Below are 15,645 nucleotides of genomic sequence, written 5' to 3' on the forward strand. Positions count from 1 at the left end.
CTTCATTAATCCCCCATACCTGCTGTACCCACTCACAAACTGTGCGCGATCCCAATCAAACGCTGTATTCCTTCGCGTAGCACCCCTTCGCTCGCAAAGGAATAACTTAGGCGAAGCCTTGACTTCATTTCCCCCAGTGGATCAAATAACTCCCCAGGAACAAAAGCGATCGACTGCGCCATACTTGAAGTAAACAGGCGATCCATCGTAAGATGCTCCGGTAGTTTCACCCATAGATTTAATCCTCCTTGCGGAGTCGTCCATTCCCAGCCAGTCCCCTCCAGCTCCTCTTCTACAATTTCCTTATGCACTTGAAGCGCAATGCGCAGCTTACCGAGATGCTGTTGCAAGCGTGGGGAGGTGTAGTAATGTAGAAATATTTTTTGATTCAGCAGCGGAGTGCCATTGTCCGCGAGTGATTTGGCCGTGATCAGACGCTCCATAAATGGATATCGGCAGGCCACCGCACAGATTCGTAAGCCAGGGGCTACATATTTACTGAAGCTGCTGATATAAATCACCCAGCCCTCCGTATCATAAGCAAAAAAGGGCGGCGGTGGCTCCTCATCAAAATACATATCACGGAACGGGTCATCCTCCACCAGTAAACAGCGATAACGCTCGGCCAGTTCTACCAACAGCTTGCGCTGTTGCACAGGCACCGTGTATCCAGTTGGATTGTGATGCGTTGGATTAATGTAGAACATACGCGGCTTATGCTTTTTCATCAAAGCTTCTACTTCCTCCAGATCATATCCCTCCGGAGTGATCTCTACCGGAACCAACCGTGCCCCCTCCCGGCGAAAAATATCCATAGCAACACTATAAGTAGGCCGCTCCACAAGCACCGTATCCAGAGGACCAAGCACAATCCGGGCAATCAGATTGATCGCCTGCTGCGCACCCGAGGTAATAAGCAGCTCTTCCGAAGTTAACTGCAGCCGATGTTGCTTCCGAAAGTGGTGGCTTAACGTCTCACGCAGCTCGTTATCCCCCTGGACCGAGGCATACGTTCCCATTACCTTGGGATATAGATCGAACACTTTTTTGACATAGTCAGATAGAAAAAGATTCGGCAGCAGCCCCGGATCAATCAGTGCCTGCGAGAACTGATACTTAACTGGCACTCTCTGAATATCAGACAGCGGGTTAGTGAGCGCATAAGCCGATACTGCGGCTCCTACTTCAATAGCAGGAAGCGAGATTATGGGTGCCACGTAATATCCTGATTTATCTTTTACATAAACCTTTCCATCCTCCGTCAACCGTCTGTACGCTTTGAATACGGTCAGTCGATGTACCTTAAGCTCCTCCGCCAGCAGCCGTATAGAAGGAAGCTTATCATATGCAACCCACTCCCCTCGCTCCATGCGATTTAATAGAAATTCATAGACCTGTCGAAACAAGGGATGATTATGCTCCGCTCCTACAACTTTTTTCATCTGACCAACTCCTCTCCGAACAACCTAGTAATCATATTGTACACGATTTCTGAATTAATCTGTTCTACTCAAGGTAATCTGTTCTGTCCACTCCCCTATATGATTAACAAAATGCCAGCTTATAAATTCTTATATTTTATAAAGCACACAAAAGGGGACTTTCAAAATGATCTTATTTGCTTATGCACTTGTATGTCTGATCTTCGGCACGACCTTTCTAGCTATCAAAATCGGCGTAGATGCCGGTGCGCCTCCTTTTTTTTCAGCGGGCTTAAGATTTTTTGTCGCGGGCGCTGTTCTATTCCTATGGATGGTCTGGAAACGTAAAGCCAGCTTCTCCTTACTGTTGCGCAAAGAAATGTTGTTCACCGGGTCTGCACTAACCTTCGGCACCTTCGCGGGTCTCTACTGGGCTGAACAATATGTTTCTTCAGGGCTTGCAGCTGTACTCTCTGCCACTGGACCGATCATGATCCTGCTGCTCCAAACCTCTATTCTTCGGCAAAAAGCACCCGCCATCTCCCTATATGGCTGCATCATCGGCTTCACTGGCGTACTGCTGCTGGTTCTCCCCAATCTCGCCGTTGATATTTCACCACTGTGGCTCATCGGTTGCGCTGTAGTCCTAATTGGAGAGTGTTGCTATGCTGTAGGTGCGATTTACTCCAAAAAAGTAATTAACAGTATGCCTGAAGTCTCACCGATCGCACTGAATGCGGCTCAAATGATGTATGGCGGTGCACTGTTATTCATTCTTTCTTTTGCCACGGAAAAAGTACATCCTGCATTTCTCTTCTCATTCGAGACAGCAGGTTCACTGCTCTATCTCACAGTTATCGGCTCCATGGTCGGCCATACCTTGTTCTACTGGCTCGTAGCTAAGACCAACCCAGTGTTTCCTTCTACCTGGCTTTATATTTCTCCACCGATTGCCGTGGGTGTAGGCTTTTTCTTTTACAATGAGTCCGTATCTTGGATTACGATTCTCGGAGTGTTCACCATCATTGCCGGAACAATCCTAGTGAATGCTGATGCTTTAAAGCAATTACTGCAAAAAAAGAAGATCAACACTGTTGCGTTAAAAAAATCAAATATATGACGTACTATATATTGCATTTATGACCACTATTGCGTATTATATAAACAAGTTAAATTAAACACAGCTAAATATGACTCATATATGAAAGGAGGATTCGCTTAACGGCTCTTCTTTTCTAAAGAGGAATGCCTTTTTTATCGGAAGTGGAGGGAATTGTGATCGAACTGACATCACGTCAAATAGAGATTATCGATATCGTTAACAAAAGAGCTCCGATTACCGGCGAACAGATTGCCGAAAGTTTGAACCTTACCCGGCCAACAATTCGCTCGGATCTGTCTGTTTTGGTTATGCTCAAATATATCGACGCCAAGCCGAAGGTCGGGTACTTCCCAGGATTGAAATCATCCAGTCGTCAGGGAAGCGGTTATCTGCTGCAGGAAACGATGGTCAAAGAAATTCAAAGTGTACCTATAGTTATCCGTGAGACCACAACTATTCAAGATGCCGTAGTTACGCTTTTTCTACAAGATGTAGGCACTCTTATTATCTGTGACGAAGAGGGTAAACTCACGGGCGTTGCTTCACGTAAGGATTTCCTAAAGGTAACCTTGGGCAACCCCGGTGCAGTCTCCATGCCCGTAAGCATGGTTATGACGCGCCAGCCCAAAGTGGTCACAACTTCACCGGATGAGCCGGTGCTTGAAGCTGCACATAAGATGATTTTTCACGAGGTAGACAGTTTGCCGGTGGTTGTTCCCAGCGCCGCTGAAGACGGCGGTACAAAACTGGATGTGGTAGGACGTTTAACAAAAACCTCCATCATCAAACTTCTCCTCGAACTTGAAGCCAAAGGATAACAGGAGGAACCCATGAGCATCGAGCAATCTTCCAACTTAATAACGATATGCTCGGATTCTATAGGAGATACGGCAGAGGCTGTCGTGCAGGCCGTTATTCACCAATTTCAGAATCAGCAGGTCACCATTAAAAGATACGGCAATATTAGGCATGAAGACGAGCTACGCAAGCTTATGGAAGAAGCAGCTCAGCATCAAGGTTTTGTCGCCTATACATTAGTGCAGCCAGAATTAAGAGAAATGATCCGCGAGGAAGCGGTACGTCTTGATTTGCGGATCGTTGATATCATGGGCCCTATGATGCAGGCCTTCATTGATACCTTCGACGATGCTCCTCAGCAGCGGCCAGGTCTTCTCCACCAGCTCGACGAGAATTATTTCCGCCGCATAGAAGCTATAGAATTCACCGTCGCCTGTGATGACGGCCGTGATCTGGGTGCCATGCTCAAAGCCGATATCGTTCTGCTGGGCATGTCCCGTACTTCAAAGACACCGCTTAGCATCTTTTTGGCCCATAGAGGAAAAAAAGTCGTTAACTATCCGATTATCCCGGAGATTGGTCCTCCACAAGAACTATTAAGCTTGCCGCCGAACCGGCTTATCGGATTAACCATGAAACCCGAGTACATGCTGAAGGTCCGCTCTGAGCGGCTTAAGGTTCTGGGATTACCGACAGGCTCCCAATATGCAAGTCTGGAACGGATCACCGAAGAGATGGAATACGCCGCTTCATTGTTCAACAAGCTGGGCTGTCCTGTAATTGATATTACTGACAAGGCTATAGAAGAAACCGCTGGGATTATTATGGGTTATATCTAAATTTCAGTTTACAAAATATATAGAATGCACTGGAGGGAATTAGAATGGAGCGCGAACTGGCCCTTGAGATTGTACGGGTAACTGAACTAGGTGCTTTATCCTCGGCTCGCTGGATTGGGCGGGGCGATAAAAATGCGGCAGATGATGCAGCCACGACTGCGATCCGTTCCATGTTCGATTCTGTGTCCATCGACGGAACTGTTGTGATTGGTGAAGGAGAGATGGATGATGCTCCAATGCTCTATATTGGTGAGAAAGTCGGGAACCAAAAAGGTCCCTCTGTCGATGTAGCCGTCGATCCACTCGAAGGAACTGAGGTTGTTGCCTGCGGCCTGCATAATGCGCAATCTGTTATTGCTATAGCAGATAAAGGCAGCCTGCTGCATGCCCCGGACATTTATATGGAGAAGCTAGCCTGCGGGCCCGAACTTGCCGGGAAGCTTAGACTCGAGGACCCTGTAGAGATCACTCTGCAAAAAGCCTGCCATTTCACTGGCAAATCCCTCTCCGAGTTAACCGTAATGGTGCTGGATCGCAAACGGCATGAGCAGCTGATTAATAGCCTGCGTGAAGCCGGGGTACGAATTAAGCTGCTTGGTCACGGAGATGTTGCTGGCGCTATTGCGGCTGCACTGCCAGACAGCGATGTCGATTTGTATATGGGTTCCGGTGGAGCACCCGAAGGTGTTCTTGCTGCCGCTGCACTGAAATGCCTTGGTGGTGAAATGCAGGGCAGATTGCTCCCGGATGGACCCATAGAGCTGCAGCGCTGTGTACGCATGGGAATTGCCAATCCTACGCGAGTGCTATACATGGAAGATATGGTTGGCACGGGCGACGTCCTCTTTGCCGCCACGGGTGTAACGTCAGGTGAATTCCTGAACGGTGTCCGTTTCATCGGCAAAGAACGCGCGGAGACACATTCGGTAATCATGCGCGCACAGAGCCGCACGATCCGCTATATCCGCAGCATTCATTTCCTACCAGGAAAAGAAATACCAGAAGCGCTGACCGTTAGACAAAATGCTGTCTCTCTATAAAACCACAAAAAACAGGCTATCTCACTAACAGTATCCATTGCTAGTGAGATAGCCTGTTTTTTTTTTACACTGAATGCTAATTGCTTCTTATTTATTTCCAATACGCTCACTCGCTAATGGATCTATATTAGCAACTTTCTCAAAGCGTTCTGCGTTCAGGCTGTTATACTTTGTGAAGATTTGTTTCACTTCTTGCTCCTTCTGCTCGCCTTCCACATCCACCATTACTAGAATATGACCTTCATCCACGTAGTTATCGTAGCTTTCTGCTTCCTCTTCAGGGATACCAAGGCCAATAAGTCCGCCGACTAAACCGCCACTGCCTGCGCCTATCGCCGCTCCGGCTAGTGTTGCCGCAAGAGGTCCGGCTGCAATAATAGGTCCAATACCAGGAATAGCCAAAGCGCCAATTCCCATCAGCAGCCCCGTTACTCCACCCAGCAGACCACCAGTAGCTGCACCTGTAGCCATACCTTCCGGGGCCACGGTTCCCGACTCGTCTCTAAGCGTTTCCTCATCCGCTTTATTTCTCGCGATAATCGAAATATCCTCTGTCCTACAGCCCTGACGCTTCAACTCCTCAATAGCTCGCGAAGCTTCGTATTCGGCAGCAAAGACACCCACTATTCTCTTATTCATCTCCATTACCTCCTATTGATGTAGTTAGCTCATACGTTCAGCTTCATAGCTTACTTAACCAAACTGGACAAGGATAAACTACGATATTTAAATTCGCAACAATTCCGAGTTCATATTCCTTCTAAAATATGCTGTATAATAAAAGTAAGCGGGTACAACTACCCTAGATCAACTCTATAAAAGAAAGAGAAGGAATCATCCATGGCGATATTTAACTATAATTCTGAGCGTCCCTTCCGAGGCAATCCCGACTTGCATCTCCATTACTGGGGGCGGGAGCAGTGTCTTCCCGGGCATTTTTTTGGGCCTGGGGTTCGTGACGTATATAAGATACATTTTATCCATGCAGGAACAGGTGAAGTTACTGTGGGTGAACAGACCCATTATCTTAAACCAGGACAAGCTTTTCTCACCTATCCGCATATCGTAACTGCCTACACAGCAGACATAGCAAATCCATGGACCTATTCTTGGGTAGCTTTTACCGGGGAGCAGGTTGATTATATTTTGGCCAAAACCGCCTTGTCACCTGAGCACCCGATCTTTCCAATGGATGAACAGCTTATGCCGAAACTATACGAGCTCCTGACACAAGCAGCTGAAGCTTCGGACAGCCTGGATCTACCTCTAAAAGCAATTATGTATGAGTTCTTTTCTCTGTTACTTCGAGCGGTGCCAGCAGTTCCAGATGTACTTCCTTTACCACGTCAAAAAAGTATTTACGTCGAGCAATGCCTGCACTTTTTGCATACACATTATTGTGAAAATATTTCGGTTGAGATGATGTCCTCTTCGCTCAAGCTGGATCGCAAATATTTATCCTCCTTGTTCAAACGGACAATAGGTATGCCACCACAGCAGTATTTATTAAATTTTCGCATCGCTAAGGCGTGCGAGCTGCTGACAGAGACCCTATGCACGATTGGTGAAATCTCACGTTCTGTAGGCTATCAGGACCCCTTACTCTTTTCGCGGATGTTCAAGAAGGTGAAAGGTTGTTCGCCAAAAGAATACCGTAGCCGTCATCTCGAAAATGACATTGTACTATAAACTCCTTCCTTGCTGACATACGTTTGTCCGCGATCTTTCGCTACAATAAGGACGTAACTTACTAAGTAATAAGTGTTTATAGGAGGAATAAATCATGTATAACGCAAGCGCTACCAGATATGACAATATGAAATATAATCGCACCGGAAAGAGCGGTCTACTCCTGCCAGCGATCTCGCTTGGTCTATGGCATAACTTTGGCGGCAACGACTTATTTGAGAATGGCCGCGCCATGGTAAGAAGAGCTTTTGATCTTGGAATCACTCATTTTGACCTTGCCAATAATTACGGTCCACCCGCAGGCTCCGCCGAAGAAAGCTTTGGCCAAATTCTTAAAAAGGATCTGACCCCTTATCGTGATGAGATGGTTATCTCGACTAAAGCTGGTTATTATATGTGGGCTGGTCCTTATGGTGAATGGGGCTCCAAAAAATATCTCGTCTCCAGCCTAGATCAAAGCTTAAAACGTATGGGACTGGATTATGTTGATATTTTTTATCACCACCGCCCAGATCCAAATACACCGCTGGAAGAAACCATGGCAGCGCTGGACCTCGTGGTACGCCAAGGTAAAGCGCTGTATGTCGGGATTTCGAATTACGGACCTGAACAAACACGCGAAGCGGCACAAATTCTGCGTCGACTTGGCACGCCATGCCTGATTCATCAGCCAAACTATTCCATGATGTCCCGCTGGATTGAAGATGGCTTGCAGGATGTATTGTCTGAAGAAGGCATCGGCTCCATTGTGTTTTCCCCGTTACAAGGTGGCATACTGACCGATCGCTATCTAAACGGAATCGCTCCTGATTCCCGTGCCGCTGGTCCAAGTGTATTCCTGTCTGAGAATGCCATTACCGAAGAGGCGATCGGCAAGGTTCGCAAACTGAACGAGATTGCTGCTGCACGTGGACAAAAAATGTCTCAATTAGCGTTATCTTGGGTACTCCGTGGAGGCAAAGTAACTTCTGCATTGATCGGCGCAAGTAAGGTAAGCCAGATTGAAGATGCCGTCGCTTCCTTAAATGCCCCAGAGCTTAGCGCTGAAGAGTTAGAGCAAATTGAGGCAATTCTGCGGGGATAATTGTGGACTAAACAAGAGGAAACGGCATTACCGTACTTTTAGAGGCGGAAGCCGTTTCTGCAATACGGCCAATGAGGTCAGGCAGCTTATGCTGCTCTGGCACTTCATTGGCCGTTTTTTTAACATTTTAGATTAAAGCTTGGAGATCAATTGCACTCATTAGAATGAAGTCAACTTTAAAGCCTATTCTGAGGAATAGGCTTGATTGAAAGATATTTTTGTTCGAGTTCCTAGTCTACGTAGGCTTCGGACAATATATAAGTGCTACTGTTATAGGTCTCTACATCATATGAAAAATAGACGTTAACAGTACTGAGAGCATTAAAGTCTTTCGGCTGAAAAGAGAAGCTGAAACGTTGGAAGTACTCATTTTTATCACTGATAAGCCCAACCTCAATATCAGAAAGTTTAACATCCTGTAAAGCCTTTGCAAAAGACTTGAGAGTTGATGCCGAATTCGCTTTCTTTGTGCCTGTTACCAAATCAGAATAATTATCTATAAAGTAGTCATCCCCCAAAGAAGTTCCCGAATTTTCACGAGAAGTAGATACATTTTTCGATAAATAAGCGGCGTAGTTGGAAGTATCTCCACTTAATAGGGAATCTCCGTACATTTTAAGAAGAATCACAGCTTGTTCCTTTAATTTGCTAGTCATTTGTGATGTAGTTCCAGAAAGTACCTTGATATCACTAGAAGTCGATGATGTGCTTGTACTTGGAGATGTGACTGGAGTCGATGATGTGCTTGTACTCGGAGCTGCGACTGAAGTCGTCGCATCATTATAAGGAATCCCGTTTGCAGAACCACTATCCAGTGAAATCACTTGTGTTGCGCTGTTCAACGACAAGTTGACACCAAGAGCCTCTGCTGTAGAACGTAATGGTAGATAGGTAGTACCGTTGTAGACAAGCGCGGAGAGATTCTTTCCATTACCATCTTTTGGTTGCCATGAATTGCCATCAACTTTAAACTTGATATTTGAATTTAAAGCAGCTTGAATCTTTGTGATACCATTTGCTGCTCCTGCTCCAACTACCCCGAACACTAAGCTGCATACTACTAATGAACTGATAAATACAGACTTCTTCACTTGCATAAACATATTCCCCCCTAGATGTAATTGATGCATCCCTTAGTATGTAAAACATTAGGTTACTCGTTGGGTTACTAATGGATTATCTCAGTAAGATTCTTCTGAACCAAATAACTTTTTCATACCTTTCGCTGAATACCTCCCACAACCTTCTTCAAAAATAGGAGCTCCTGTAGTAGAAAGAAAACCGCAGATAATCTTCTCCTCATTAAATATGTATTCTATGGAAATACTTACCTATATTAAGACATAATCTAACAAATCACAATGTATTTTTTAATATACACCGTGTTATTTTCGACTATCATCCACTTTATTCAACATACCCATCATTGCGATGAACACCAACACCCCGATCACTCCGACATCCAGTGCAATCTGCAAACTATGTAATGTACGTATTTTACATATACAGAAGGGTATAGAAACGAAAAACCACCACCAACAAAATGCACTTACTGCTTCTATTAATGAACACAAAAGCAATGGTTCCAATCACAATCAGGATCAGCGCAGCCGTTACTCCATGGAGCACTGCCATCAACGCCAAAAAGGAACGAGGATAAAATCACCCCGCTCCTATAGATCCAGCAACGATAAAAATAAGTAAAGTGTAAAATGGTAGTTTTTCAAGTTTATGTGTCGTCACATAATTAATCTTGTTCGACAAGACTCAAGGAAAATCCTTATATTTGCTCACCCAAATATCTGCGTGATGTACACCATGATCAATAATCCAAAAATAAACGAATACGTCGAAGGCCGCTCATAACCATGGCCATGACTCTCCGGAATCAGCTCCTTGTAGACGATAAAGAGCATAGCCCCGGCTGCAAAAGCGAGACCATAACCCACAACATTATGCAGGTAACTGGCAGTAAAATACCCGATCACCGCAGATACCATCTCCATCAAACCGGTAAGCGTAACGATTCCTAAGGCTTTTAGCTTGCTTGTTCGCGAATTCATTAGAAAGACTGCAAGAATCAAACCTTCCGGCATATTCTGTGCGCCAATGGCAATCGCCACGGTAGGACCTAAACTGGCCTGTTCGCTGGCATAACTGAAACCTGTACTGAGGCCTTCTGGTATGTTGTGGATGAACAGCGCAATCATAACAAGCAGCGCTTTTGAATCCATATTGGTATAACCGGGCTTATTCTCCACATCGATATGCGGGATGTTATTTTCAATTAAATCAAGCAGCAGCACTCCGGTAATCAAGCCCAAGGTTAAAGCGATAATCCCCGATTCTTTGATCGATTGCGGCATGAGTCCAAACGTGGAGGCGGACACCATAATCCCCGCAGTGAAGGCTACGAGGATATCTTTCCACTTCTCGGATAACCTCTTCACGAACAGGATCGGAAATGCTCCAAGAACGGTAGCCATTGCCGATACAAAGCTGCCAATAAGCGCAGATTCCAAACCTTCAACTCCTTTGGTACAAGTCGGATAGACCAACATATGTTTCAGAAAAAATAATTATTACTTTTTCATACATTTTCGAATGGTCCAATATAGTATGGATCATATTCCCTAGGTTGATCAAGACCCCATTTTATAGACACTGAAAAAAGACCCTAGACTATAAGCTGCTTCCGGTATTCTACCGGGGGCAGCTTATTTAACCTTCGTTGTGGCCGATGTTGGTTATAAAATCGAATGTAATCTTCAATTTTTCTTTGTGCCTCATCCATATTTCGGATATCATAAGGATAGAGTCCTTCCGTTTTGAGATGTGAGAAGAAGCTCTCCATAGAGGCGTTGTCATAACAATTGCCTCGGCGAGACATGCTGATTCGGGCGCCAACCTTTGGCAGCATGTCGTGGTATGCATGAGATGTGTATTGGAGTCCCTGATCGCTGTGAACGATCAGTCCAGTCACGTCTTTTTGCTGAGACCACGCTTGCTGAAAGGTTCGGAGAACCAGTTCATTGTCGTTCCTAGCGCTCATTTGATAAGCAATAATTTCGTTGTTGAATAAATCTATAATAGCAGAGAGATAGAGCCACTTTTCGCCTACGCGATATTGCGTAATGTCTGTCACCCATTTTTGGTTGGGAGCATCCGTTTTGAAATCCCGTTTCAATATATTTTTCGCCACACGATCTCCTTCGGAAGAAGCATAATTACAACGATGCTTTCGGCGGATCCTCGAACGGATGCCTAGATCCTGCATGATTCTGAGTACCTTCTTATGATTCATCCAAACTCCGTGGTCTTGTAGCAGGAACAATTGAATTTGGCAATAACCGTAGATGCCGTTATACCGTTCATACACCTTCTGAATGAGTTCTTTCGCCGCCTGATCCCGTTCTACTCCTTTACATTTCAAGAAAGCGTAGTATCCACTTCTGGAGACCCTAAAGAGTTTACATAAGTCGCTAACGGCATATTCTTTTGCTGCGCTCTCAATGACTCTATATTTGCACGTTTCACCTCCTGCATCCAGATTTCCAAACACTTTTTTAGCATTTCATTGTCTCGTTTGAGCTTTTGAACATATCTATCTTGATCGATATATTCTTCACGACGCCCTCGTTGATCTAGTAGCCCAAATTCCCCTAGCTCTCGGTATCTCTTATCCATTTCTTTACTCGCCCTTGGTCTTGAAACTGAAAATGCTCCGTAATCTTACGATAAGTCCATTTTTCCTCGACATGTAATCGAATAGCCTCCTTTTTGATTTCATCCGAGTATGATTTAAACTTCTGTCCTTTAATCGCCATAAAAATACACCCCCTAGAATTTCATCGGACAAACCAGGGGTTTTATCCAATGTCTATTCTAAGGGGTGCACTTCATTATGAGTGCAGGTTTTTTTCTGTAACTATAGACCGTTATTTTCTTAAGGTTACCGATTTTTTGATTAGAAAAATATTGAAATATACGATAATACTAATTAGGTTATCCTTAGTTTGATGGTAATATAATTCAGATTTCGATGAATTCCTCGCCCCCCCTTCGTAAACCTAAATAAAAAATGTAATATTGTGGGTTGTTAATTTAAGAATATTCTAATATGATGATCCCAAAAGCCATATTTGTTAAATTTTGTAATCATTTTAAAATTAAATCTTTTTTCCGAAATCATACTCCGTTGAGGTTAGGGAATGAAATGGTTAAAAAAGAAGCTGATTCGAAATACACCTCGGATAACAATGATTTTTCAACACTCGATGATGTTAAGAAAATGATCGGAGTTGAAAATATTTTAGAAGAAAAACAAAAGAATAAACATCCTCCTATTACGGTCGCAGTTTTGGACAGTGGTATCTATCCACATCAGGATTTGACTAGCCCGGATAACCGGATAGTTGCCTTTAAAGATATGGTAAATGGGCTAGAAGAGCCCTATACTAACAAAACCTTGTAGATAAAGGGGAAATGAAATAAAAAAAATGATCATTGCTCTTTCAGTTGTTGGAATAGTAATGGGACTCTTTATAATTAAATCATTGTTTTTAACGGACTCTCATTCGGAACCTCTTGAACGTCTTTCCCGAATAACTAATCCAGATCAATCTATTGCTAAAATTAAACGAGGTGCGATTACTTATTCATTGTTTGGTTCAGGGGTTGGATTATTAAAAGGCCAACAGATAGGTATTGTAGATGGAGATAAGCTTGACAAGATTTATATATTGCAAGGGTATAGCCCAGATGAATGGCTCATCGAATATTACGATGTTCTTATGTCAAATTATGATCTCTTAAAAGCGGACCATGTAACCGATATACCTTACGCTCTTGAACAGTACCGTTTGTAGTACAAGAAGAATAGGGTGGAATAATATTCGAAACAGGATCTACACACAACCACTTACCATTATTATAATTCAAACACAATAATAGTCGCTGTGAAGCGGCTTTTTATTATTATGTTATGCATTTTCTGACTGGTACGTGCGCTGCAATTTATTAGCTATAGACCTATTAAATTACCTTTAGAATAAAGTTGAAACTTAGGATATTAAACCATATACAAAAAAAATATTTTATTTTTATTAGACGAATTGTAATATGAAACGCGACACCTAGAAAAAACAAATAAGGCCCATGTAGGCTTCGTGTTAAATGGAAGTCACCACAACATACCATTTTGTACAGGAGAACCCAATATGAGCTATTCCTATCTTAACATAATTGAACGAGGACAAACTAGAAGTACTTCATCGATTAGTTTGGTCGTGCCGGAAAATTGGGCGTGAACTAGGCCAACATCCCTCAACCATCGCTCGAGATCTAGGTCGCGGTTGTGAGCAGGACGGTGCGCTCAAATCGCTCAGCAACGGCACTGCAAAAGAAGAGAGTTGAGCGTTCCTGTCGGTAAATACACTGCAGCTCTTGGCAAAGAGATCGACCAAAAACTAAAGGAAACGTGGTCCCCTGAACAAATTGCAGAGAAGCGCCGATCAGACGGCTAAACCTTTGTGTGCTTCGTAACAATCTATCGTTGGCTCTACAAAGGACGTCTTGCCGAAGGTAACGTTTAAACGCTGCGACATAAAGGCAAGCGACAAAATCCTGTCGAAACACGTGGTCGCTTCCTCATCGGGACTCCCATCAGTAAGCGACCGAAAGAAGTTCGCAAACGTACAACCTTTGGCCATTGGGGACTCGATACCGTCTCAAACGGCACACTCGATGGAGATTGCGTTTGAGGTTGTGGCTAGTCAGTACCCGAACGACACATTTCAAACAGCGACGACTAACCGAGGTAAAGAATTTGCTGTGTATCTAGTCGTGGGGAAAAGCAAGGCGCGTGTCGCAACCTTTATCGAATGGAAGACACGCCAGTATGTGGTATTAAAGATGCCCGAGCGTAGTACTACTGTCCTTTAATCGCCATAAAAACGCACCCCCTAGAATTTCATCGGACAAACCAGGGGGTTTATCCAATGTCTATTCTAAGGGGTGCACTTCAGGTTCGGTTCATACCCTAAGGAGGTCTTTGTCTCACATATCATTATGCAACTCGATTACACCAGCTTCTTCCGGATCTTGCCGGAAATCAAATCAATAATTGTGATCATCGCAATGATACCTAGCAGTATAATCCCCACGCGGTCCCAATTCCGTGAACTGAGCGCGAAGATTAACGGTGTGCCGATCCCCCCTGCTCCAATCACACCTAAAATCGTAGCCGAACGAACGTTAATTTCGAATCTATATAAGGTATAGGATAAGAATCCCGGCAGCACCTGCGGTAACACCGCAAACCACAATACCTGCATGCGGCTGGCGCCAGAAGAAATTAAAGCTTCGAGTGGACCGTTGTCGATATTCTCAATCTCATCCGCGAACAATTTGCCGAGCATGCCCACCGAATGTAGTCCCAGAGCCAGCACACCTGCAAAAGAACCCGGTCCAACAGCCTTGATGAATAACAAAGCCATAATAATCTCAGGGAAGGTTCGTATAAAGCTCAACATCAGCTTGCCGGAACCTGAAATTACCTTTCCCTTGCTCATGTTAACTGCAGCCCAAAATGCAAAAGGAATACATAAAAAGGTCGAGATAAAAGTGCCTAGGATTGAAATAGCTAACGTCTCGAGCAATCCCCGCAGGAGATCCTCCCCATCTGGTAAATAAACGAAGGCCCAGTCAGGTGAGAATATCCCGGCAAAAATTGCTTTAGTAATGATCCCGGCGGTTTCTTTGAATCCATTAAACGGCACTCCCGAAAAAGCCCAAATATATAACACAGCTAGGGCTACATAAATCAGCCAACGAAAACGATTTTTACGGGGTTTAGGGACAAGGGTATTCCATGATTTACTCATATTAATTTCTCCCGCAGCTTAGTGCTTACATAATCAATAATCAGTACTACTGCTAATGTGAACAAGATGATGGTGCAAGTCTTATCGTATTCCAAAAAGCCTAGGGTGACTTCATAATAGTGGCCGATCCCACCCGCTCCTACCAGACCTAAAACCGCCGCAGCACGAACATTAATCTCGAAGGCATATAGGACATAAGACATAAAATGAGCCTGTACCTGTGGAATGACTCCGAACATAATGCGTTGAATCTTATTAGCCCCCACTGAAGTCATTGCTTCCAAAGGTCCTTGATCAATCGTCTCCATCGTTTCATAGGTAAGCTTGGCGATCAGCCCCAACGAAAATATCGTCAAAGCAAATATCCCAGGAAGCGCACCGAGGCCGAAAATGGCCACAAAGATAGAAGCCAACAGCAGATCGGGAATCGTGCGGATCAGGTTCAGCAGCATACGGACCGGATAATGAAGCCAACGGCTTTGCGTAATATTGCTTGCACACAACAGCGCAACCGGAACCGCAAGAATGGCACCAAACGTTGTGCCAACCAGCGCCATCCGGATCGTCTCCAGCATCGCATCTATAATGTTGTCAAAATACCCCCAGTTCGGGGGAAACATTTCCTTAAGCAAATCAAGCATATTCGGCAGACCGGAAATCAGCTCTCCGAAGGATGAATCGGTTAAGACAGCACTTCTCCACAGTAATACTACTAATATAATGGCTGTAAAATAATGTTTTATCTTTCTTGGCGGTTTGGGATGTAGCTTCTCTGCATTCACACTCAT

17 protein-coding genes are annotated in these 15,645 nt (G+C 44.4%); 8 read left to right on the forward strand and 9 right to left on the reverse strand.

Annotation, left to right across the window (positions count from 1 at the left end):
- Positions 1-32: 32 nt before the first annotated feature.
- The gene (locus MKY63_RS05260; protein WP_339811864.1) at positions 33-1,442 is read right to left on the reverse strand and encodes a PLP-dependent aminotransferase family protein; all 1,410 of its coding nucleotides are present in this window, start codon (positions 1,440-1,442) and stop codon (positions 33-35) included.
- A 166-nt stretch (positions 1,443-1,608) separates the two neighbouring features.
- Between MKY63_RS05260 and MKY63_RS05265 the strand changes: the two genes are divergently transcribed.
- From MKY63_RS05265 to glpX, 4 genes are all read left to right on the forward strand, one after another.
- Positions 1,609-2,541, forward strand: coding sequence for an EamA family transporter (locus MKY63_RS05265; RefSeq protein ID WP_036676439.1), 933 nt, complete (start codon positions 1,609-1,611; stop codon positions 2,539-2,541).
- A gap of 155 nt (positions 2,542-2,696) precedes the next feature.
- Positions 2,697-3,341, forward strand: a complete 645-nt coding sequence (locus MKY63_RS05270) for a helix-turn-helix transcriptional regulator (RefSeq protein WP_081383827.1) — start codon at positions 2,697-2,699, stop codon at positions 3,339-3,341.
- An 18-nt stretch (positions 3,342-3,359) separates the two neighbouring features.
- On the forward strand, positions 3,360-4,160 hold the full coding sequence (locus MKY63_RS05275) for a pyruvate, water dikinase regulatory protein (protein WP_080742671.1): 801 nt from the start codon (positions 3,360-3,362) through the stop codon (positions 4,158-4,160).
- Between the two features lie 44 nt (positions 4,161-4,204).
- On the forward strand, positions 4,205-5,200 hold the full coding sequence (gene glpX / locus MKY63_RS05280; protein ID WP_076274196.1) for a class II fructose-bisphosphatase: 996 nt from the start codon (positions 4,205-4,207) through the stop codon (positions 5,198-5,200).
- 87 nt (positions 5,201-5,287) lie between these two features.
- Here the strand turns inward: glpX and MKY63_RS05285 are convergent, their stop codons facing one another.
- Positions 5,288-5,839: a general stress protein gene (locus MKY63_RS05285; protein ID WP_076100480.1), complete on the reverse strand. Its 552-nt coding sequence runs from the start codon at positions 5,837-5,839 to the stop codon at positions 5,288-5,290.
- Between the two features lie 201 nt (positions 5,840-6,040).
- Here MKY63_RS05285 and MKY63_RS05290 point away from each other — a divergent pair, with 201 nt between their 5' ends.
- Together MKY63_RS05290 and MKY63_RS05295 are read left to right on the forward strand one after the other, a co-directional pair.
- Positions 6,041-6,889: an AraC family transcriptional regulator gene (locus MKY63_RS05290; RefSeq protein ID WP_036676452.1), complete on the forward strand. Its 849-nt coding sequence runs from the start codon at positions 6,041-6,043 to the stop codon at positions 6,887-6,889.
- A gap of 91 nt (positions 6,890-6,980) precedes the next feature.
- Positions 6,981-7,973, forward strand: a complete 993-nt coding sequence (locus MKY63_RS05295; RefSeq protein ID WP_036676471.1) for an aldo/keto reductase — start codon at positions 6,981-6,983, stop codon at positions 7,971-7,973.
- A gap of 230 nt (positions 7,974-8,203) precedes the next feature.
- Here MKY63_RS05295 and MKY63_RS05300 read toward each other — a convergent pair whose 3' ends face one another.
- The 5 genes from MKY63_RS05300 to MKY63_RS05320 all read right to left on the reverse strand — a co-directional run bounded on the left by MKY63_RS05300 (position 8,204) and on the right by MKY63_RS05320 (position 11,800).
- Positions 8,204-9,070 carry a hypothetical protein gene (locus MKY63_RS05300; RefSeq protein WP_339811870.1) on the reverse strand — a complete coding sequence of 289 codons (867 nt, stop codon included), beginning with the start codon at positions 9,068-9,070 and terminating at the stop codon, positions 8,204-8,206.
- 693 nt (positions 9,071-9,763) lie between these two features.
- On the reverse strand, positions 9,764-10,495 hold the full coding sequence (locus MKY63_RS05305) for a ZIP family metal transporter (RefSeq protein WP_036676473.1): 732 nt from the start codon (positions 10,493-10,495) through the stop codon (positions 9,764-9,766).
- A 155-nt stretch (positions 10,496-10,650) separates the two neighbouring features.
- On the reverse strand, positions 10,651-11,487 hold the full coding sequence (locus MKY63_RS05310; RefSeq protein WP_339813442.1) for an IS3 family transposase: 837 nt from the start codon (positions 11,485-11,487) through the stop codon (positions 10,651-10,653).
- Positions 11,403-11,660, reverse strand: coding sequence for a hypothetical protein (locus MKY63_RS05315; RefSeq protein ID WP_235219389.1), 258 nt, complete (start codon positions 11,658-11,660; stop codon positions 11,403-11,405). The genes MKY63_RS05310 and MKY63_RS05315 overlap by 85 nt, the downstream gene beginning before the upstream one ends.
- Positions 11,636-11,800, reverse strand: a complete 165-nt coding sequence (locus MKY63_RS05320; RefSeq protein WP_178420344.1) for a hypothetical protein — start codon at positions 11,798-11,800, stop codon at positions 11,636-11,638. The genes MKY63_RS05315 and MKY63_RS05320 overlap by 25 nt, the downstream gene beginning before the upstream one ends.
- Positions 11,801-12,189: 389 nt before the next feature.
- Here MKY63_RS05320 and MKY63_RS05325 point away from each other — a divergent pair, with 389 nt between their 5' ends.
- The gene (locus MKY63_RS05325; RefSeq protein WP_076100476.1) at positions 12,190-12,447 is read left to right on the forward strand and encodes a hypothetical protein; all 258 of its coding nucleotides are present in this window, start codon (positions 12,190-12,192) and stop codon (positions 12,445-12,447) included.
- A gap of 25 nt (positions 12,448-12,472) precedes the next feature.
- Positions 12,473-12,841, forward strand: coding sequence for a hypothetical protein (locus MKY63_RS05330; protein ID WP_339811873.1), 369 nt, complete (start codon positions 12,473-12,475; stop codon positions 12,839-12,841).
- A 1,212-nt stretch (positions 12,842-14,053) separates the two neighbouring features.
- Here MKY63_RS05330 and phnE (MKY63_RS05335) read toward each other — a convergent pair.
- Together phnE (MKY63_RS05335) and phnE (MKY63_RS05340) are read right to left on the reverse strand one after the other, a co-directional pair.
- Positions 14,054-14,857, reverse strand: a complete 804-nt coding sequence (gene phnE, locus MKY63_RS05335; RefSeq protein ID WP_339811874.1) for a phosphonate ABC transporter, permease protein PhnE — start codon at positions 14,855-14,857, stop codon at positions 14,054-14,056.
- Positions 14,854-15,645, reverse strand: a complete 792-nt coding sequence (gene phnE, locus MKY63_RS05340) for a phosphonate ABC transporter, permease protein PhnE (RefSeq protein WP_036676482.1) — start codon at positions 15,643-15,645, stop codon at positions 14,854-14,856. Before phnE (MKY63_RS05340) ends, phnE (MKY63_RS05335) begins: the two co-directional genes overlap by 4 nt.

The sequence above is a fragment of the Paenibacillus sp. FSL R7-0189 genome, assembly GCF_037969925.1.
GTDB lineage: Bacteria > Bacillota > Bacilli > Paenibacillales > Paenibacillaceae > Paenibacillus_AQ > Paenibacillus_AQ odorifer.